A 19,604-nucleotide genomic window follows, 5' to 3' on the forward strand; every position below is an offset into this window, starting at 1 on the left:
GCGGAGCGTCAGATCGACATCTTCTTGAAGATGCGCTCGGGAATCGCCCGGATCACGGTCATCACCGGCCACCAGATGATCGGTGTGTAGATAACGTCGCGCTTGCGGTCGACCGCGCGGAAGATGTCTGAGACGATCTTGTCCGGCTGCGCAAGGAACGGCAGCTTGTCCAGCCCCCATGTCATCGCGGTGTCCACGGTGCCGGGTTTGACCGTCACCACATGCACGCCCTTCCGCCCAAGCCGGTTTCTGAGCCCTGACAGATAGGCATGAAAGCCCGCCTTGGCGGCACCGTAGACATAGTTGCCCACGCGGCCCCTGTCGCCCGCGACCGAGCCCACGCCGACGACCGTTCCCTTCCCATGCGCCTCCATCAGCGGGGCGAGGCGGGTCAGGCATTCGGCGGGGCCAGTGAAGCTGTCGGTCACGGTGCCTTCGATCAGCGCGGGCTCGGCGTCAATCTGGTCCTGCGGCGGCATAGAGCCCACAAAGACCGCGACGCTGAAAGCGTCGAGCGTCCTGGCGCGCTCGACAATGCCCAGAATGCTCTTCCGGTCCCTTGCGTCGAAAGCAACGGCCTCTGCCACTGGTGCGCCACGTGCGGCGCAATCGGCGGCGCTGGCGTTCAGGTCGTCCAAGTCGCGGCCTGCAAGGATAACGCCCTCGCCGCGCTCGGCGGCACTACGGGCGAAGACGCGGGCGATGGTCGAGGTCCCGCCAAGGATTATCCAGGTCGTCATGGCGCGCTCCTCAACTTCAGGCGTCGGACAAGGCTGGTCTGATAGGCGCCGTCGGAGTCGGCTTTGGTCACTTCCTTCAGCCATTTGCCGTGCTCGGGATACATGGCGCGCACCGCATCGCCGCTCGCCAGAGCATCCTTGGCAAGGTAAATACGACCGCCGGCCGCGACCGTGTCGCCTTCGAGCGCGCGGATCAGGCGTTCCGCCGCCGCGACATTCGGGAAATCGACGGCAAGCGTGTAACCCTCCATCGGGAAAGACATGTAGCCCGCGCGCCCCGGACCCATCCGCTTCAGCACGGCGAGAGGCGAAGCAAGGCCCGAGGCTGCGATCTGGTCCAGCATCGCTTTCAGCGCGGGCGCCTGATCCAGCGGGACCACGCATTGGAACTGGTGGAAACCCTGCTTGCCGTAGAGCTTGTTCCAGTCGAGAATCTTGTCGAGCGGGAAGAAAAAGTCGTCGATCGGCTTAACCACGGTGCGCCCTGAATCCGGCACGCGCCGCCAATAGGCCGCGTTGAAGGCCCGCACGACTGGCGGCGACAGCGTGAAGGCGGGTGCGTTGAAGGGCACCCGTTTGCCGCGCTTTGCGGGTTTCACCAGCCCGCCGCCCGTCTCGGCCTCTTCCAGAATGCCACGGCCGAGGGCGGCGCCGCGCGCGGTGGCATCGATCCAGCCGACGGAATAGGTGGTGTCGGTCCGGGCGAACCGGTCGAGGAAATGGTCCCAGTTGCGGATGCGATGTTCGGTCACGATCATCACGTCGCCTTTGGCCTTGAGCATCTGTATCGTTGCCGACAGGACCGGTCCTGTTTGCCCCAGGCCGCCGACCGTCGCCTTGAAGAGCGCGCTGCCCGGCTTCACGGTTTTCGGGCCTTCGCGCGTCATCAGAACCAGCGATGTCACGTGCTGCCCGAAAGAACCCGCGCCGTGGTGGTTCTTGCCGTGGACATCCATGGCGATGGCCCCACCCACGGTGGCGAAACCGGTGCCCGGCATGACCGGCGGTAGCCAGCCTTTCGGCGCGAAGATGCGGGCGAGGTCGCCAAGTGTCGCGCCCGCCTCGACCGTCAGCAGGCCGCTTTCCGCGTCGAAGTCCAGAACACGGTCCAGCCGCGTCATGTCTACCGCCGCGCCGCCGTCATTCAGACAGGCATCGCCATAGGACCGGCGCTGCCCGATGGCGGGCGCGGGCCGTTCGGAGGCCAGTGCGGCAAGGGTGCTTGCGCGCTCGGGCCGGGCGATCTCGCCCGTCGCGGATTCGACGCGGCCCCAGCCGCTGTATTCAACTGTTTTCCAGCGCATCTAAACTCTTCTTCGACTGTCTCTCGGCCCAGGGGAAGACCCCGAGGCCGATGGCAATGGCAAACCAGAGGGTGGTGACCCGGATGATGAGGGTGGCGGGCAAGGCGATCTCGAGCGGGACACCGTCGAGGACGAGAAGCGCGACTATGGCGGCTTCGGCCCCGCCCAGGCCGCCCGGCGCGCCGGTCAGACCGCCGGCAAGTGTGGCAAACACGAATATCGCGATGGCGGTGCCAAGGCCGATATCGGCGCCCATCCAGACCAGAAGCAGGTGAAAGGCCACCCCTTCGGCGGCCCAGCCTGCCACGCCGAGAAACGTCGCGACGACCATGGTGCCGGGCGAGGTAAAGCGCCCCATGGCGCGTGCGGCACGACGGACCCGAGCGAAAAGGCGGGGAAGGCGGCGCAAGGTCATGCCGTGGCCCCAAGCGGCGGCCTGCCGCAGTATCGCCGGGCGCGAGGCCATCCATGACAGGATGAGCGACAGGATCACCACGGGCATCGCGCCCGAGACGCCGGTGGTTGTAAAGGTCATCGCGATGGCCAGCAGGATCGCCATCGCGGCGAGATCCGACGCGCGGTCGACCAGCACGAGGGGCGCGGTGCGATCAAAGCTCCATCCCGCTTCGCGGCCGATCCAGCGCATCCGAACCAGCTCGCCCACCCGTCCCGGCGTGACCGACATGGCGAAGCCGCCCATGAAGTGCCTGAGGTTCTGCAGCAGCGACAGCCCGGTTCCGAGGCGGGACGAGAACAGATGCCAGCGCAGTCCGCGGAGCATGTAGTTCACAAGGCTCAGCGCCAGAAGCAGCACAATCTGAAGGACGGTCAGAGATGTGAGCGCGTCCAGAGTCTCGTCCCAGCCGGTGGCCATCGCGGTTCCGACAAGTCCCGCGAGCACGAGTAGAACGAGACCACCCAGCAACGCCATATCGCGCCGCCGCCGGAAGGGGGTGTCGGCGTTCTGCGCCCGCGCGCGTCGGGTGGATGTACTGCTCATGGCCATCCGCCTTCGGCTAGCGACAAATTTGGGCGGAAATATGAATTTGTTTCGGAAATCCGAACAATTCTTTCAGCGGGGTGCGACGGTCTCCCGTCTTCAGACGCTGAAGACGTCGGCCCAGTCCGGATGCTTGCGCCGCTCTGCATTCACGAACGGACAAAGCGGCACGATCTTGAAGCCGTTCGCCCGCGCATCCGCGACCAGATGCTCGGCCAAAGCGCGGCCCGCGCCCTCGCCGCGCATAGCGTCCGGTACGCCCGTGTGGTCCACGATACGCATTCCGGGCGACATGATCGAAAAGGTCATTTCCGCCTCTTCGCCGTCTTTCCGGATTACGTAGCGGCCTTTCGAGCCGTCGATCTCGGTCTGGATTTCGAACTCAGACAATATTCGCCTCGGTCGCGGCGCGGATGTCGTCCTTGGTGACACCCGGCGCGCATTCGACGATGTGCAGGCCCTTGTGATCGACCTCGAGCACACCGAGGTTTGTGATGATCAGGTCGACAACGCCCTTGCCGGTCAGCGGAAGTGTGCATTCCTTGAGGATCTTCGACTCGCCGTGCTTGTTTGTGTGGTCCATGACCACGATCACGCGGCCCACGCCAGCGACAAGGTCCATGGCGCCCCCCATGCCCTTGACCAGCTTGCCGGGGATCATCCAGTTCGCCAGATCGCCTTTTTCGCTAACTTCCATCGCGCCCAGAACAGCGGCCGCGATCTTGCCGCCCCGGATCATGCCGAAAGACGTGGCGCTATCGAAATAGCTTGTGCGGCTCAGCTCGGTGATCGTCTGCTTGCCCGCATTGATCAGGTCGGGGTCCTCGTCGCCCTCGAAAGGGAACGGACCCATGCCCAGCATGCCGTTTTCCGACTGAAGCGTGATGTCCTTGTCGCCGACATAGTTCGCGACCAGCGTCGGGATGCCGATGCCAAGATTCACGTACATCCCGTCTTCAAGTTCCTGCGCGGCCCGTTCGGCCATCTGATTACGGTCCCAGGGCATTTCAGAGCTCCTTCTTTCGGGCGTTTGGTACGTCCAGTGTGATGACGGTGCCGACAGCGCCGCGACCCACGTTCAGCGTGGCGCCGATGCCTTCGCAGAGGCCAAGTACGATACGGCCGCCAAGGCTGTCGCGGCTGGGCCACTTTACATCAGCCGGAATGCCTATGCCGTCATCGGTGATCATGCAGCGGATGCCGTCGTCATTGGTTTCGGTCACCCGCAACTCCACCAGACCTGTGCCTTGGTCGGCAAAGGCGTGCTGCATTGTATTCGTCAGGATTTCAGAGACGATCAGACCGATACGGACGGCGATCTCGGTTTCGACAACCACCGGCGCAACGTCGATATTCATCCGGACGCCGGCGCGCCCGTCGATATGCGACGTCGCCGCCGCCACCCGGCCAAGATACGAGCCGAGTTGCACGCGATCCGTATTGCCCCGCATCTGCGCCGCCGCCAGCTCTTCGTAGAGCAACTGAAGGCTCTCGATCCGGCGGGCGATGTCGTCGAATTCTTCCTTCGCGGTCGCCTCACGGGCCTTGATCCGGATCAGTCCAAGGATCATGGACAGGTGGTTCTTGACCCGATGCTGCACTTCGGAGATCAGCTCTTCCATGACGGCGATCTTCTCGCCGGAGGGATCGGCTTCGACCTCGCGCTGCAGGCCGAGAAAATAGAGCGTCTCGTCGGTGTCTTCTTCGATGATCGGAGAGATCAGTAGCGAATTCTTGAATTCGCTGCCATCCGCACGGTGATTGTTCAGAACGATCGAAATATCGAGGTTCTGCTCAATCGCGTCTCGCAGCGCCTGAACGTCCGAATCCTTGGTCGCCGGGCCTTGCAGGAAGCGGCAATTGCGACCTACCGCGCTTTCCGAGGTGTACCCGGTCAGCCTCTCGAAGGCCCTGTTGACGTAGACGATCGGATTGTCCTCGATCCTCGGATTGGTCAGGACCATTGCAACCTTGGACGACGAGAACAGGTTGATCGCGTCGTCGTGGCTCAACTCGCCGGGTTGGGCGCTAACCCTCCTCTCCATCTCAGGCGTCCTCTCGCGACCTCACGGTCCGCTGCTCGATCCTTTTCTCGTGCTCGCCCTGGATGATGCGATGCACGTAAATGCCGGGCAGGTGGATGTGATCGGGGTCGAGCGACCCGCGCGGGACGATTTCCTCGACTTCGGCCACACAGACCTTGCCGCACATCGCCGCCGGCGGATTGAAGTTTCGGGCGGTCTTCCGGAAGACGAGGTTGCCGGTGTCGTCGGCCTTCCACGCCTTGACGATCGACAGGTCGGCGAAGATCCCGCGCTCGAGAATGTAATCCTCACCGTCGAAAGTTCTCACTTCCTTGCCGTCGGCGATCACGGTGCCCACGCCGGTCTTGGTGTAGAAACCGGGAATGCCGCAGCCACCCGCGCGCATCCGCTCGGCCAGCGTGCCCTGCGGGTTGAATTCTAGCTCAAGCTCGCCGGACAGGTACTGCCGCATGAACTCGGCGTTTTCGCCCACATAGGACGACAGCATCTTCTTGATCTGCTTGGTATCCAGAAGCTTGCCCAGTCCGAACCCGTCCACGCCGCAATTATTCGATGCGATGGTCAGGTTCTTCACGCCCGCCTCGACGATGGCGTCGATCAGTAGCTCGGGAATGCCGCAAAGGCCGAAGCCGCCGGCTGCGATGAACATGTCGTCGCGCAAGAGACCGTCCAGAGCCTCGGCTGCACTGGAATAGACTTTTTTCATGGATTGCCGCTCCCCTAACAGGTTCCCGGAGTTTCTCGCCCGTGGAGCGGGGGGAGTCAATCGCCGCAGCGCGGCGACACGAAAGCGAAACCCTGATAGTCTGACCGAGCTCCATGCGCAGTTGCTAGAGGAAAACACGATGCCTATGCCCTGGGCCTATCGACATGCGACGCGGGATTTCCGCGCCTTTCTCGACGATCTCAAATCGCGCGCCGATCTGGTCTCCGACAATTCGGCCTATACCGTCGTGGACGCCGTTTTTCAGGTCTTCCGGCGCCGGCTCACGGTTCAGGAGGGGCTTGCCTTCGCAAGTATCCTTCCGGCCGTTCTGTCCGCCATCTTCACGCGGAACTGGGCGCCGGTGGCCGATCCCGCCCCTTTTGCCGACATTCAGGACATGAACGCGGAAGCGCGGCAGGTGCGGCGCGATCACAACCTGACCCCCGAGAATGCAATAGAAGTGGTAGCTTGGTGCCTCTGGCGGCACGTAAACCACCGTGAACTCAAGCTGGCGCTTTCCAAGCTGCCACCCGAGGCCCGGGCGTTTTGGGAGGTTCCGAACGCCGATCCTGCCGACCTCGCGCAGCGCCTCTACTGAGCGCGGTCGTGCCGCGTCCGGATCAGATTACCCGGACCTGGCAGCCGACCGGGGTGATCGAGAACAGCTCGGCGATTTGCGGGTTGTAAAGACCGATGCAGCCGTCCGAACTCCGGCGTCCGATCTTTCGCGTGTCGTGGGTGCCGTGGATGATATAGGCGGGCCAGCCGAGATACATCGCGTGGGTGCCAAGTGGATTCTCCGGGCCCGGCGGCATGTATTCCGGCCAGTCCGGGTAGCGCTCGCGCTGGGATGGCGTCGTCGTCCAGTCCGGGCCGACCTTCTTGCGGACAACCTCGGTATAGCCGCGCTTGGTCAACTCGTCCGTTTTCGGCACAGAGGTCGCGTAGACGCGATAATCGCTTCCGTCGGCGCTCCAGTAATGCAGCGCGCGCGATATCGTGTCGGCCACGATAGCGCCGGTGCCGAGGCTCTGGAAATGATCGCGCCAGTCCTGGGCGGTGAAACTCGACGCGTTGCGCGAGGCGCTTTCGGCCCGGACAAGCGTTGGCGCCGCCAATGCGGCCGCACCGGTTGCCAGAAACCGGCGGCGCGATTGTTTGGGGAAGGTCATCGACTGCTCTTTCGTTTTTCGGTGCCCATTCGGACTTGGCGTGACCCTGACGCCTTTCGCCCGGTTTTCTCAAGTCACATCTTATTGAGACCGGGCCCTATCGGCGGCGGTCAGCTGGCCTTTTTCCGGCGCCCGCCCTTTTTCTTGCCGGCCTTCTCGGCGATCAGCTCGACCGCCTGCTCCATGGTCAGGCTTTCGGGGTCGGTGTCCTTGGGGAGGGTCGCATTGACCTTTTCCCATTTCACGTAGGGCCCGTATTTGCCGTCCATGATCGCGACCGGGCCGCCATCGGGATGGTCGCCCAGTTCCTTCAGCGTCTTCGCGGCGCGACCGCGTCCGCGGGACGCAGCCTTTTCGTCGATCAGCTGAACGGCGCGGTTCATGCCGATTTCCCAGACATCCTCGATGGACTCGAGATTGGCGTTCACGCCGCCCTTGTGCGAGGTCGACTCGGCGTATTTCAGATATGGACCATAGCGGCCGATATTGGCCCAGATCGGGACGCCGTCATTGGGATGCTCTCCGACCTTGCGGGGCAGTTCCAGAAGCTTGATCGCCTGCTCGATTGTCACCTCTTCGGGTGCCCAGCCGTCGGGGACGGACTGGCGCGGCGGTTTCTTGTTGTCGTCGGTCACCTCGCCCCGCTGGACGTAAGGCCCGAAGCGGCCCTTGTGGACCCAGATCTGGTCGCCCGCATCCTCGCCCAGAAGCTTGCCCTCGGGCGGGATCGCGCTTTCCGGCTCGGCGCCCGGAGGGCCGAAGGCGCGGGTGTACTTGCAGTCCGGATAACGCGAGCAGCCGATGAACGCCCCGCCCGAGCGCGCGGTCCGCATCGACAGACGCCCCTCGCCGCAGTTCGGGCAAAGGCGCGGGTCGGAGCCATCCTCGGTCGGCGGGAAGAGATGCGGTTCCAGCACCTCGTTGATCTTTTCCAGAACGTCGGTGATCCGAAGTTCGCTCGTCTCCTCGATCGCGGCCTTGAAGTCGCGCCAGAAGCGGGCCAGCACCTCCTGCCAGTCCCGCTCGCCCGACGTGATGTCGTCGAGCTCGTCTTCCAGCTTAGCCGTGAAATCGTAGCCCACGTAGCGGCGGAAATAGTTGACGAGGAAGGCCGTCACCAGCCGCCCCTTGTCCTCGGGGAAAAGCCGGTTCTTGTCCTTGGTCACATAGCCCCGGTCCTGAATCGTCGTGACGATCGAGGCATAGGTGGACGGCCGCCCGATCCCGAGTTCCTCCATCCGCTTGACCAGTGTCGCTTCGGTATAGCGGGGCGGCGGCTGAGTGAAATGCTGGTCGGGCGTGATCGCGCCCTTGGTCATCCGGTCGCCTTCCGACATCTGCGGCAGGCGCTTGTCGTCTTCGTCCACGACATCGTCGCGGCCTTCCTCGTAGACCCGCATGAACCCGTCGAAGAGCACGACCTGACCCGTCGCGCGCAGCACCACCTGACCGTCGGCGGAGGCGATATCCACCGTCGTCCGCTCCATTCTGGCCGAGGCCATCTGGCTCGCCAGCGTCCGCTTCCAGATCAGGTCATAGAGCTTGGCCTGATCGCCGTCGCGCAGGGACAGGCTGTCCACATCCGCCGTCATGTCCGTGGGGCGGATACATTCATGCGCTTCCTGCGCGTTCTTGGCCTTGTTCTTGTAGACCCGCGCCTCGCCCGGCAGGTAATCCGCATTGTAGCGGTTCTTGATCGCGTCGCGGGCGGCCGCCACGGCCTCGGGCGCCATGTCGATGCCGTCGGTCCGCATATAGGTAATGTGTCCCGCCTCGTAGAGGCGCTGCGCGATCTGCATGGTCTGGCGCGCGCCGAAGCCGAACTTGCGGCTGGCTTCCTGTTGAAGCGTCGAGGTCATGAAGGGCGGGGACGGGTTTCGCGTGGCAGGCTTGGCCTCGACCGACGACACGGTAAGGTCACGGCTTTCGATCGCCCGCACGGCCAGCTCGGCGGCGGTTTCGTTCGGGATGTCGAACTTGTCCAGCTTGTCGCCGCCAAGCACTGTGAGACGCGCCTCGACCTCTTGCCCGCGGGGCGTGGTCAGCGCGGCCTTCACCGTCCAGTATTCCTGCGCGTTGAAGGCCTCGATCTCCATCTCGCGCTCGACGATCAGGCGGAGGCAGACCGACTGCACACGGCCCGCCGAGCGCGCGCCCGGCAGTTTCCGCCAGAGAACCGGCGACAGATTGAAGCCCACGAGGTAATCCAGCGCCCGCCGGGCGAGATAGGCCTCGACCAGATCGCGGTCGACCTGGCGCGGGTTCTTCATCGCCTCGGTGACGGCGCTCTTGGTGATCGCGTTGAAGACGACACGGCTGACGGGCGTGTCCGCCTTCAGCGCCTTTCGGTTCCTCAGCGTTTCTTCCAGGTGCCACGAAATCGCTTCGCCCTCGCGGTCGGGGTCGGTGGCGAGGATCAGAGCCGGGTCGTCCTTCAGCGCGTCGGCAATGGCCTTCACATGCTTTTTCGAGTCGCTCGCGACCTCCCATTTCATGTCGAATCCGTGGTCGGGATCGACAGAACCGTCCTTGGGCGGCAGGTCGCGCACATGTCCGTAGCTTGCCAGAACGGTGTAGTCAGAGCCGAGATACTTGTTGATTGTCTTGGCCTTGGCCGGCGATTCGACAACGACAACTGGCATGAAAACCCTTTCGGAAAGCACCGGACTATAGCGGCGCTACATGTGGGATGGCGCGTAGCCTTGTCAACGGGGCGCAGAATTCGGTGCCGGCCCTGTGGCTCAGGACACGCGCGACACCATCCCGCCCGCGCCTCGCACGACCTGCCCGTCGATCTCGAGATCCGTGAGTGCGGCTGCGATACTGGCCGGTGGCGCGGCAAGGTCGCGGATTATCATGTCATCCGGCACGGGGCTTGGCCCGAGCCGGTCCAGAATCTGCTTGTGAAGGTCGATGAAGGGCAGGCTGGTCTGGGCTGGCGCGGCGGTTTTCTCCGCCTCTGCCGTTGTGACGGTGCCAGGATGGGCCAGCGCTTCGATCACGTCTTCCGCCGACCGCACCAGAACGGCACCGTCCCGGATCAGCATATTGCAGCCAGATGCCCGCGCGTCGAAGGGGTGACCGGGAACCGCCAGTACATCGCGCCCCTGGTCGAGCGCGGTCCGCGCGGTGATAAGACTGCCGGATTTCGCCGCCGCCTCCACGACGACCACGGCGCGCGACAGACCGGAGACGATGCGGTTCCGCCGGGGGAAGTGCCGCGCCTGCGGTGTCGTGCCGGGGGGCATTTCGCTGACGCGCCAGCCCTTGTCCTGAATCTCCTGCGCAAGAACGGCGTTTTCGGCGGGGTAGACCACATCGACGCCGCCCGCCATCACCGCGATGGTGCCTGTATCGAGACTTGCCAGATGGGCGGCTGTGTCGACGCCGCGTGCAAGACCCGAGGCGACGGCGATGCCCTCCGCGCCCAGACCAGCCGCCAGCCGCCGCGCCATGCGCGTGCCGAGGGAGGAGGCATTCCGCGCGCCGACAATCGCGACCGCATCCACGGGTAAGGGACCGTTACCCAGCACCCAGAGAAACGGAGGCGGGTCGGGGATATCGGCCAGCAGGGGCGGATAGTCAGGGCTGCCGAAGGCCACAAGCCGTGCGCCCGCAAGGCGGCCCTGATCGAGTTCGCGCCGGGCGGCGTCCAACGAGGCTGGTGAGTAGTTCTCGACACCCGCGTCCGCGGCGATCCCAGGCAGGGCCGCAAGCGCGGCAGCGGCGCTTTCGTATTCCTGCATCAATCGGAAGAAGGTCGAAACGCCGACGCGGCGTGATCGCAAGAGGCGGAGCCAGTCTAGCCACTCTTCCTCTGTGAGGGGTGGGGTGAGAGGGTGGGTGGAAGGGGATAAATCCTTGGCCATCCTGTCTCCGTCTCTTGCTGATCCTCTTCTGACAGGAAGCGGTTAACGGGGAATTAATCTCAAATTTTCCTGACCTCGCTATTTTGGGGGAGGATCGCGGATCACGAAAAAGTCCAGTGGACTTTTGCGCCGCGATCCTGCCCGAGGGCGCAAGCCCGAGTGGCCCAAGCGGATCACGAAAAAGTCCAGTGGACTTTTGCGCCGCGATCCTGCCCGAGGGCGCAAGTTCGAGTGGCCGAAGCGGATCACGGAAAGGTCCGGTGGACTTTTGCGCCGCGATCCTGCCCGAGGGCGCAAGTTCGAGTGGCCGAAGCGGATCACGGAAAGGTCCGGTGGACCTTACCGCTGCGATCCTGCGCGCGAAAAAAAAGGGCGCCGGATGAACCGGCGCCCATGACAGGTCTGAAACAGCCACCCTGGGTAATGTATGCCCCCTGGAACAGTAAGACTTGCTATGCGGGAATACGGGCCTCTGCGGCCGCCGATTTGGGCCATGTCGCCATACCGAAATGCACCCGGACGCTTTTCGCGCCGGGAAAGGACTCGGCCAGAGTGCCGGGCGCGACGACATGGGTGCCGATCCCGGATTTATCGGACTTGAAGCGGACGATGGCGGGAAGAGCCTTTCGCGGGTCGGTGAAGACGCCCGTCGGAACCGCGACGCGGTTTACCCCCTCGGCGATCAACTCACCAACCATGTAGGAGATCCTGCGCCCGCTCTGGCGCACCGCGTAGGGCAGGTGGTTCGTTTGCGGCACGAAGGGCGCATCGGATGCCTTGATCACGTCGAGAATACTGGCACGAAGCGAGGCCTCGCCATCATCGGTTTCCGCCAAGCAGTCGATCTCATCCAGCATCTTGCGGCATTCAGAGGCATGAGCCTGATCCAGATCGGTGATCCGCGAGGACATCGCTGTCCGCATGGGACGGGGCGCGACGCGATCCTCGGAAGAATATTCGGACCGGATATTGGTGTCCCCCATGTCGGCTGGCGCCTGCCGCTTCAGATCAGCCGAGGAAAACCCGGCGTCGTCCTTCAGTATGGCATAGGCATCCCGAACTTTGTGGAACAGGTCTTCCGATCCGCTCGCGCGGTCCGGGTGATTGTCGAAAATCAGCTGCTTATAGGCCGCGCGGATCTCTTCCGCATTCGGATGACCGCTCAGGCCAAGCGTCCTGAGGGCGTGGGCACGCGCCTGTGCTTTCTCAAAAAAATTCATATCAACACACTCTTTACCAAGGGCTCCGCCGCTCCGGGGATCGGTAATGTTCCCCAAGGCGATGCCAACCGCTTACGTTTGCGTCAAAAACCGACGCAGGTTGATCTAACACCTAAAATGCGTAGCGAATTTGACGAAACTTGGATTTTTCGGGGTACTTTCGCGGCGCGGTTGTTATTCGAGCGTCTTGCGAAAGACGGCAACGGACAGGGGAAAGCCGCCGGCCTCGATCTCGACGGTCTGGATGCTTACCCCGTGGTTCGTCCAGCCCATACGCTCGTAAAAGCGCATGGCGCGCGTGTTCTCGGGGATGCAAAGCAGGTGCGCGTCGCGAATTCCGGCGGCGGCAAGCCGCGCCTCGCCGTCCTCGATTAGAGTCTGGGCAAGGCCGGTGCCCCGCGCCTTGTCCGAGACGAAAAGCTGATCGATCTCGTCACCGGTCACCACGCAGAAACCGAGCGGAGCGCCTGACGGCCCGGCGGTCCTGAGCCTGTCGCCGTACCTGGCCAGTCGGGCTGCAAAGGTCTCGGGGGTGCGGTGGCGGACAAGTTCCGCGGGTACATGCGCGGCGTGCGCCTCATGCCAACCGTCGTGCCAGAGCTTGGCCAGTGGGCCAAGGTCTGCAGGGTCGGCACGGCGGATCGGCTGGCTCATTTGACGGTCTGTTCGCAATGCGGAGGCGGGCTTGATCGCAGTCTTAACATGCCGGTTGACCGGCAGTGCAAGGCACCTGATGGCAGAGCGAAAATATATGATTTGATATGTATCAAGGGGTGGGAACGTGTTTTCGAAGAGGATTCCTGATGACCGACACGTGTTCGGACACCTCCGGTAACGGTCGGTCTGCCAAAAGGGGAGGGTGGCATGAGCATTCGGACCGCATTCTGCGCATGTATCGGAGCGGCGGCCTTGCAGGCCTGCGGGGCTGTGGTGGAGGAGGCGCCGTCAGCACCACCACCGGACCCCGAGCCGTTTCGGACGTCGAGCCAGCTCAGCATCTTCGGATTGAATGACAGTTTCGGTGATGGGCTCGGCGTCGGGTCCAGCCTCGCTATTCTCAGGACGTCCGGCGGAAAGAGCATCCATGACACTTTGTCGAACTTTCACTTCAGTGAAATCTACATCACGGCGGGTGGCTACAATACCACCTCGGAGAGCCAGATCGACCGGATGCGGATACGCGCCGGAACATTCGCGAAGCCGCCATTCGACTACAATCCGTCCATCAATTTCACCCTCGGAGACAGGATCGACGAGGAAGGCGGCCCGACAGACATCTTCGAAGCCGAGTTGAACGACCTCTATACGACCCCTGCACCCGCGCGGGTGATCATCTTCAACACCGATCATGACGCGAACGCCGATCTGGATTTCGCAGCGATCATCTTCTGGGACATCGACTTCGACGGCTGGGGCTCGTTCGAGCCGTTCGAGATGATCGGCACGACGACGCTTGCGAATCGAGAGTATCTCGAGATGAGGACGGTCGGTTCGGGGATCGTCACGTTCAACGGCGAGATGAGGGGAATCTACCGGTCGGGCTTCAGCCCCGAGGAGATCGTGTCCGGCATTGCAAGTCTAGATGTGGATTTCTCCAGCAAAACGATGAGCGGAGATATCGTGGACGTTTCGACCGCAACGTATTCGCTGCAAGATATCGTCCTTGCCGAGACCGATCCATTGGCGCCGAGCTGGAGCGAACCCTATTCGGGCGCGGCCTATACAGCAGACTACGATCCGAACACCGGGGTGGCCTCGATGCAGGGCCGTTATGACGGGCTCCTTTATCAGGATCTCGGAGGCGATCCGCTGACGACCGAAAGCAACTACCTTACCGGCAACGTGACGTTGACGGGTGCGGGTGGCGATCTGGTCGGGGGTATCGTGGCGCGGCGTTGACGGCGTCGCGCCGGTTACTCGGCGCCACGCGCGAACAGGGCCAGCACCATCCTGTAGAGAAGCGCCAGAATGGCACCCACCCCGGCCAATGCGGTGACAAGAGCCGCCTCGACCTGTCCGGGACCGAACAGCCACGCCGTCATCAGCGCGCCTAGAGCCGCGCCGGTTGCGGCCACGGGGCCCGGTCCGGCGAGCCCATAGCTCCGCAGCGCCCAGAGCACTAGGACACCGACCGGCAGGGCCGGCAGCCCGTAGACCGAACCAAGACCAAGGAGAAGCAGCGCGGCGCAGGGCCATTCCCCCATCAACTCGCGCGGGGCGGTGCAGACGAGGCTCCCCGACCAGCTTACCGCCAAAGCCACCCCGACCATGACGGTAGTGGCGACGAGATGATGCCACCAGCGCCACGAGATCTCGCGTGGACCGGCGAGAAAGAGCGGCGACAGGGCCACGCGATCAGCCCGCCGCCGAGCCGCCCACCGTCAGCCCTCCGATGAGAAGGGTCGGCTGTCCCACGCCCACCGGCACCCACTGGCCGTTCTTGCCACAGTTCCCGATGCCGGGGTCGAGCGACATGTCGTTGCCGACGGCACGGATCTTCTGCAGCGCCGTCGCGCCATCCCCGATCAGGGTCGCCCCCTTGACCGGTGCGCCGATCTTGCCGTCCTTCACACGGTAGGCCTCGGTGCAGGAGAAGACGAACTTGCCGTTCGTGATGTCCACCTGCCCGCCGCCGAAGCCTACGGCGTAAATGCCGTCCTTCACGTCGGCCACGATATCGCCCGGCGTCGCGTCGCCCGAGAGCATGTAGGTGTTCGTCATCCGCGGCATGGGCGCATGGGCATAGCTCTGCCGCCGACCGTTGCCCGTCGGCGCGACACCCATCAGCCGGGCATTCTGACGGTCCTGCATGTAGCCGACCAGCACACCATCCTCGATCAGGGTCGTGGCGTTCGAGGGCGTGCCTTCGTCGTCGACGCTGATCGAGCCGCGCCGGTAGGGCAGCGTGCCGTCATCGAGGACCGTAACGCCTTTCGCGGCGATCTGCTGGCCCATGAGGCCAGCGAAAGCCGAGGATTTCTTGCGGTTGAAGTCGCCTTCCAGCCCGTGACCGATGGCCTCGTGCAGAAGGATGCCGGGCCAGCCGGGGCCAAGCGCCACGTCCATGACGCCGGCAGGGGCCGGGACGGCCTCGAGGTTAACCAAGGCGATCCGAAGCGCCTCGCGCGCCGCGGCCTCCCAGTGCTCGCGCTCGATCAGGCCGGTCAGCGAATGGCGCCCGCCGCCGCCCGAGTTGCCGCTTTCGCGGCGGCCGTTTTCTTCGACGATGATCGAGACGTTCATACGGGACATCGGCCGCGTGTCGGTGACCGCGTGTCCCTCGGGGCGCAGGATCACGACCTCCTGCAGGGAGGCGGCCAGCGTCGCGGTGACCTGCACCACACGCGAATCGAGCGCGCGGGCATAGGCGTCGATCTCGGCCAGCGTGTCGACCTTCACCGGAAACTCGGCATCCGCCATCGGATCGGCGTCTCCGTAGAGTTTGCGGTTGGTGGCCGGCGGCGGCGGGGCCATCGTGCCGCCTCCGTCGCCCACTGCAAGGCGCGCGGTCTCGACGGCGCGCTTCAGTGCGGTTTCGCTCAGGTCAGTGGAATGTGCGTAACCCGCGGTTTCGCCCCGCACGGCGCGGAGGCCGAATCCCTCGGATGCGTCATAGCTGGCGGTGCGCACGCGCCCGTCATCCCAGGCCAGAACCTCGGACCGGCGGCGCTCCATGAACAGCTCGCCATCGTCCGCGCCGGCCACGGCCTCGCGCAGAAGATGCAGCGCGCGCGCCTCATCCAGCCTGTCTTCAAAAGGGCGGAACTGTCTGGCGTCTTGCATTGGCGGAGGTCCTTCTGTCGCGGCCCGGGCGGCTGAATGCCGCAATGCCGAGCCTTGTTCCTACCCCCCTAATATGATTTCTAGGCGCGCAAGAACAACAGGCCCTTCCGCCGCGTCGGTGGGCCGGGGAACGACACAGTAACAGGACCCGAGGATCAATGCGTCTTTCGACCGTCTCCACCCGTCTGGCTGCCGCTCTTGCAGGGCTGACCGCCACCGTTACCGCCGCCGCCGCTCAGGGACTGCCTGTGGTCGGTGCGCCGACCGAGGGCGGCATCGGCTTCCAGCCGGCTGCAACCGAACTTGCCCGCGACCTCCAGTGGCTCGATGGAATGCTCCTGGTGATCATCACGATCATCACGCTTTTCGTGCTTGCCCTGATCGTGGCCGTGATCGTGCGCTACAACTCGCGTGCGAACCCCGAGCCCGCGACCTTCACGCACAATACGCCGGTCGAGGTCGCCTGGACGGTCGTTCCCATCGTCATTCTCGTCTTCATCGGTGCATTCTCGCTGCCGGTTCTGTTCAAGCAACAGGAAATCCCGGAAGGCGACGTGATCGTGAAGGTCACCGGCTACCAGTGGTACTGGGGCTATGAGTATATCGACGAAGAGATCGCCTTCGAGAGCTACATGATCGACGGCTCCTACAAGATCAACGACGAGGCTGCTGGCTTTGGCGATGATCAGGAGCTGACCGCGCCGCAGGTCTTCAATGACGAAGCCGTCGCGCGTCTGGAATATTTCGGCTACGGCCCCGAAGCGTTCCTTCTGGCCACCGACACCGCCGTCGTCGTGCCCACGGGCAAGACCGTCGTGATGCAGGTGACCGGCGCGGACGTGATCCACTCCTGGACCATTCCTGCCTTCGGCGTGAAGCAGGACGCCGTTCCTGGCCGTCTGGCCGAGCTGTGGTTCGAGGTCGAAGAGGGCATGGAAGGCGTCTATTTCGGCCAGTGCTCGGAACTTTGCGGCATCAGCCACGCCTACATGCCGATCACCGTGATCGCCGTGACCGACGCCGAGTACCAGACCTGGCTGGACGAGGCGCGCGCCGCCATCGAAGCGGGCGAGATCGTGCCGAAGCCGGCCGCTCTCAAGCTCGCATCGGCGAACTAAGGCCGGGCCGCGATGACCGAAGTCAGCGTCAATGCCGTCAGCCGCGACTATGAACCCACATTCGGGGACTACGTCGCGCTTCTGAAGCCACGGGTGATGTCGCTCGTGGTCTTCACGGCGCTGGCCGGGCTTCTGGTCGCGCCGGGCGGGCTGCACCCGTTCGAGGGCTTCACTGCAATTCTGTTCATCGCCCTTGGCGCGGGCGCCTCTGGCGCGCTGAACATGTGGTACGACGCCGATATCGACGCCGTCATGCGCCGCACAGCCAAGCGCCCCGTTCCGTCGGGCCGGGTCGAGCCGGGCGAGGCGCTGGCGATCGGTGTGGCCCTTTCCGGCATATCGGTCGTGATGCTGGCGCTGGCGACGAACCTGTTCGCAGCCGGTCTTCTGGCCTTCACCATCTTTTTCTATGCCGTCATCTACACGATGTGGCTCAAGCGCTGGACGCCGCAGAACATCGTGATCGGCGGGGCCGCAGGCGCATTTCCTCCGATGATCGGCTGGGCTGCGGTCACCGGCGGCGTGTCGATCGAAAGCGCCCTGATGTTCGCGCTGATCTTCATGTGGACGCCGCCCCATTTCTGGGCTCTCGCACTGTTCATGAAGTCCGACTACGACGACGCCGGCGTCCCGATGCTGACCGTGACCCATGGCCGTCCGGCCACACGGCGTCACATCCTGGCCTATACCGTCCTGCTGGCGCCCGTTGGTGTCTGGCTGGCGCTGACCCCGGTCGGTGGTCCGGTAACGCTGATCGTGGCCGTTGCGCTGAACGCGTGGTTCCTGAAAGGCGCCGTCGATATCTGGCGCCGGGACGAGGCTGCGGCAGAGGCCGACAACTACAAGACCGAGAAAGCCTTTTTCCGCTTCTCGCTTTATTATCTCTTTGCCCATTTCGGTGCGCTCATGATCGACGCGGCGCTGCGGACTTGGGGTGGCCTATGACCGAGATCAAAGCAACCCATGAGCTGCATCAGCGCCGCCTGTCGCGCAACGTGGGTGTGGCGCTGACGCTGGTCTTCTTCATCGCGGTGGTCTTCGGGCTGACCGTGGTCAAGGTGACCCGTGGCGACTCGATCCAGGGCTTCGACCACGTGGTCCGCCCCGAAATGATCCCCACGGAGGCCGCGCAATGAGCGATCGCCCCGAGGGAAACAAGACGGGCCTCCGCGGCTACATGGCCGGAATGGACCCCAAGAACCGCACGGTGGTGCAGCTTGTGGGCGTCGTCCTGTTCATGGGGTCGCTCGCGTGGGCCTCGGTGCCGCTTTACGACTGGTTCTGCCGGGTGACCGGCTGGGGCGGGGCGACCGACGTGGCCGAAGCCGCGATGGACGAGCCTCTCGAACAGACCATCCGGGTGCGCTTCGACGCCTCGAAAGAGGCAGGCTTCCCCTGGGAGTTCAAGCCGGTCGAGCGCGAGATGACGATCCGGATCGGGGAAGAGGGGCTTGCCTTCTACGAGGCTTACAACCCGACAAACCGGCCCATCGCGGGGACGGCCAGCTACAACGTCGCGCCCTTCGCGGCGGGGGCCTATTTCTCGAAAATCGCCTGTTTCTGCTTCGAGATGCAGGTGCTCGAACCCGGTGAGCGGGTGTCCATGCCGGTCAGCTTCTTTGTCGAGCCGGACATTCTGGACGACCCCGACGCCCGGTTTGCAAAGACGATCACGCTGTCCTACACGTTCCATGAAACCGATCTGCCCGAGGACTACGAGCCCCGGCAGGCGGCTCTGGAAGACGGGACGCTTCAGACAACAACGAACTAGAACACGCCCGAGGGAACACGACCATGGCGCATGAGAAAAACCACGACTATCACATTCTGAGCCCCTCGCTCTGGCCCTTCCTGGGGGCCTTGTCGGGCTTCGTGATGCTTTTCGGGGCGGTGCTCTGGATGCACGACATCACGCCCTTCATGTTCTTCATCGGCCTCGCCGGGACGCTCTACGTCATGTTCGCATGGTGGTCCGAAGTCGTGGCCGAATCGAACCAGGGCGACCACACGCCGGTGGTTCGCCTCGGCCTGCGCTACGGCTTCATCATGTTCATCATGTCGGAAGTCATGTTCTTCGCGGCGTGGTTCTGGAGCTTCTTCAAGCACGCGCTCTACCCGATGGATCCGACCGGCATGAGCCCGGCGGTCGACGGTGTCTGGCCGCCGGCCGGGATCGAGACCTTCGACCCCTGGCACCTGCCGCTGATCAACACGCTGATCCTCTTGTGCTCGGGTGCCGCCGCGACCTGGGCGCACCATGCGCTGGTCCATGAGAACAACCGCAAGGACATGGCCAACGGCCTGATCATCGCGGTCGTTCTCGGGATCATCTTCACCGCATTCCAGGCCTATGAGTACAGCCATGCGGCCTTCGGCTTCTCGGGCAACATCTATGGCGCGAACTTCTTCATGGCGACGGGGTTCCACGGCGCGCATGTGATCATCGGCACAATCTTCCTTTTCGTCTGCTACCTGCGCCTGCGGGCGGGCCACTTCACGCCCGAGAAGCATATCGGCTTCGAGGCGGCGGCCTGGTACTGGCACTTCGTCGACGTTGTCTGGCTGTTCCTCTTCGCCGCGATCTATATCTGGGGCAGCTGATCGGGTTGCGCCGCGGGCTTCGCCCGCGTCGCGGTAGGCGAGGGGC

The 19,604-nt window shown here is 63.9% G+C and carries 21 protein-coding genes; 7 read left to right on the forward strand and 14 right to left on the reverse strand.

Annotated elements, in window-relative coordinates:
* Positions 1 to 8 precede the first annotated feature (8 nt).
* The 7 genes from GQ651_RS12875 to GQ651_RS12905 form a co-directional block, all read right to left on the reverse strand.
* Positions 9 to 740 (reverse strand): SDR family NAD(P)-dependent oxidoreductase, encoded by a 732-nt coding sequence (locus tag GQ651_RS12875; RefSeq protein WP_160764648.1) that lies wholly within the window; start codon positions 738 to 740, stop codon positions 9 to 11.
* A complete protein-coding gene (locus GQ651_RS12880) occupies positions 737 to 2,044 on the reverse strand; it encodes an FAD-binding oxidoreductase (RefSeq protein WP_160764649.1) in 1,308 nt (435 codons plus the stop codon). Before GQ651_RS12880 ends, GQ651_RS12875 begins: the two co-directional genes overlap by 4 nt.
* On the reverse strand, positions 2,025 to 3,044 hold the full coding sequence (locus tag GQ651_RS12885) for a lysylphosphatidylglycerol synthase transmembrane domain-containing protein (RefSeq protein WP_227258164.1): 1,020 nt from the start codon (positions 3,042 to 3,044) through the stop codon (positions 2,025 to 2,027). The genes GQ651_RS12880 and GQ651_RS12885 overlap by 20 nt, the downstream gene beginning before the upstream one ends.
* Positions 3,045 to 3,143: 99 nt before the next feature.
* Positions 3,144 to 3,434 carry a GNAT family N-acetyltransferase gene (locus GQ651_RS12890; protein WP_160764651.1) on the reverse strand — a complete coding sequence of 97 codons (291 nt, stop codon included), beginning with the start codon at positions 3,432 to 3,434 and terminating at the stop codon, positions 3,144 to 3,146.
* Complete coding sequence (locus GQ651_RS12895) at positions 3,427 to 4,050, reverse strand: CoA transferase subunit B (RefSeq protein ID WP_160764652.1); 624 nt, start codon at positions 4,048 to 4,050, stop codon at positions 3,427 to 3,429. Before GQ651_RS12895 ends, GQ651_RS12890 begins: the two co-directional genes overlap by 8 nt.
* Before the next feature lies 1 nt (position 4,051).
* The gene (locus GQ651_RS12900) at positions 4,052 to 5,089 is read right to left on the reverse strand and encodes a PAS domain-containing protein (RefSeq protein ID WP_160764653.1); all 1,038 of its coding nucleotides are present in this window, start codon (positions 5,087 to 5,089) and stop codon (positions 4,052 to 4,054) included.
* Between the two features lies 1 nt (position 5,090).
* Positions 5,091 to 5,795, reverse strand: a complete 705-nt coding sequence (locus tag GQ651_RS12905; protein WP_160764654.1) for a CoA transferase subunit A — start codon at positions 5,793 to 5,795, stop codon at positions 5,091 to 5,093.
* Between the two features lie 139 nt (positions 5,796 to 5,934).
* Between GQ651_RS12905 and GQ651_RS12910 the strand changes: the two genes are divergently transcribed.
* Positions 5,935 to 6,393 (forward strand): DUF2267 domain-containing protein, encoded by a 459-nt coding sequence (locus GQ651_RS12910; protein WP_160764655.1) that lies wholly within the window; start codon positions 5,935 to 5,937, stop codon positions 6,391 to 6,393.
* Positions 6,394 to 6,415: 22 nt separating this feature from the next.
* Here GQ651_RS12910 and GQ651_RS12915 read toward each other — a convergent pair whose 3' ends face one another.
* From GQ651_RS12915 to GQ651_RS12935, 5 genes are all read right to left on the reverse strand, one after another.
* Positions 6,416 to 6,967 (reverse strand): L,D-transpeptidase, encoded by a 552-nt coding sequence (locus tag GQ651_RS12915; RefSeq protein WP_160764656.1) that lies wholly within the window; start codon positions 6,965 to 6,967, stop codon positions 6,416 to 6,418.
* Positions 6,968 to 7,077: 110 nt separating this feature from the next.
* The gene (topA, locus tag GQ651_RS12920) at positions 7,078 to 9,609 is read right to left on the reverse strand and encodes a type I DNA topoisomerase (protein ID WP_160764657.1); all 2,532 of its coding nucleotides are present in this window, start codon (positions 9,607 to 9,609) and stop codon (positions 7,078 to 7,080) included.
* Positions 9,610 to 9,708: 99 nt separating this feature from the next.
* Entirely contained in the window at positions 9,709 to 10,836 is a 1,128-nt protein-coding gene (dprA, locus tag GQ651_RS12925; RefSeq protein ID WP_160764658.1) for a DNA-processing protein DprA, read from the reverse strand.
* A gap of 452 nt (positions 10,837 to 11,288) precedes the next feature.
* On the reverse strand, positions 11,289 to 12,056 hold the full coding sequence (locus GQ651_RS12930; RefSeq protein ID WP_160764659.1) for a DnaJ domain-containing protein: 768 nt from the start codon (positions 12,054 to 12,056) through the stop codon (positions 11,289 to 11,291).
* 174 nt (positions 12,057 to 12,230) lie between these two features.
* A complete protein-coding gene (locus tag GQ651_RS12935) occupies positions 12,231 to 12,710 on the reverse strand; it encodes a GNAT family N-acetyltransferase (protein ID WP_160764660.1) in 480 nt (159 codons plus the stop codon).
* A 210-nt stretch (positions 12,711 to 12,920) separates the two neighbouring features.
* Here GQ651_RS12935 and GQ651_RS12940 point away from each other — a divergent pair, with 210 nt between their 5' ends.
* A complete protein-coding gene (locus GQ651_RS12940) occupies positions 12,921 to 13,955 on the forward strand; it encodes a hypothetical protein (RefSeq protein ID WP_160764661.1) in 1,035 nt (344 codons plus the stop codon).
* Positions 13,956 to 13,969: 14 nt separating this feature from the next.
* Here GQ651_RS12940 and GQ651_RS12945 read toward each other — a convergent pair whose 3' ends face one another.
* Together GQ651_RS12945 and tldD are read right to left on the reverse strand one after the other, a co-directional pair.
* Complete coding sequence (locus GQ651_RS12945; protein ID WP_160764662.1) at positions 13,970 to 14,407, reverse strand: hypothetical protein; 438 nt, start codon at positions 14,405 to 14,407, stop codon at positions 13,970 to 13,972.
* A gap of 4 nt (positions 14,408 to 14,411) precedes the next feature.
* Positions 14,412 to 15,839, reverse strand: coding sequence for a metalloprotease TldD (gene tldD / locus GQ651_RS12950; protein ID WP_160764663.1), 1,428 nt, complete (start codon positions 15,837 to 15,839; stop codon positions 14,412 to 14,414).
* Positions 15,840 to 15,997: 158 nt separating this feature from the next.
* Here tldD and coxB point away from each other — a divergent pair, with 158 nt between their 5' ends.
* The 5 genes from coxB to GQ651_RS12975 are packed head-to-tail and all read left to right on the forward strand — an operon-like array spanning position 15,998 to position 19,558.
* Entirely contained in the window at positions 15,998 to 16,957 is a 960-nt protein-coding gene (coxB, locus tag GQ651_RS12955) for a cytochrome c oxidase subunit II (protein ID WP_160764664.1), read from the forward strand.
* Positions 16,958 to 16,969: 12 nt separating this feature from the next.
* Positions 16,970 to 17,902, forward strand: a complete 933-nt coding sequence (gene cyoE / locus GQ651_RS12960) for a heme o synthase (RefSeq protein WP_160764665.1) — start codon at positions 16,970 to 16,972, stop codon at positions 17,900 to 17,902.
* Positions 17,899 to 18,093 (forward strand): hypothetical protein, encoded by a 195-nt coding sequence (locus tag GQ651_RS12965; RefSeq protein ID WP_160764666.1) that lies wholly within the window; start codon positions 17,899 to 17,901, stop codon positions 18,091 to 18,093. Before cyoE ends, GQ651_RS12965 begins: the two co-directional genes overlap by 4 nt.
* Before the next feature lie 41 nt (positions 18,094 to 18,134).
* Positions 18,135 to 18,728: a cytochrome c oxidase assembly protein gene (locus GQ651_RS12970; protein WP_160765161.1), complete on the forward strand. Its 594-nt coding sequence runs from the start codon at positions 18,135 to 18,137 to the stop codon at positions 18,726 to 18,728.
* 23 nt (positions 18,729 to 18,751) lie between these two features.
* Positions 18,752 to 19,558 carry a cytochrome c oxidase subunit 3 gene (locus tag GQ651_RS12975; RefSeq protein WP_160764667.1) on the forward strand — a complete coding sequence of 269 codons (807 nt, stop codon included), beginning with the start codon at positions 18,752 to 18,754 and terminating at the stop codon, positions 19,556 to 19,558.
* Positions 19,559 to 19,604 lie beyond the last annotated feature (46 nt).

This window comes from Kangsaoukella pontilimi (assembly GCF_009830125.1).
Taxonomy (GTDB): domain Bacteria; phylum Pseudomonadota; class Alphaproteobacteria; order Rhodobacterales; family Rhodobacteraceae; genus Kangsaoukella; species Kangsaoukella pontilimi.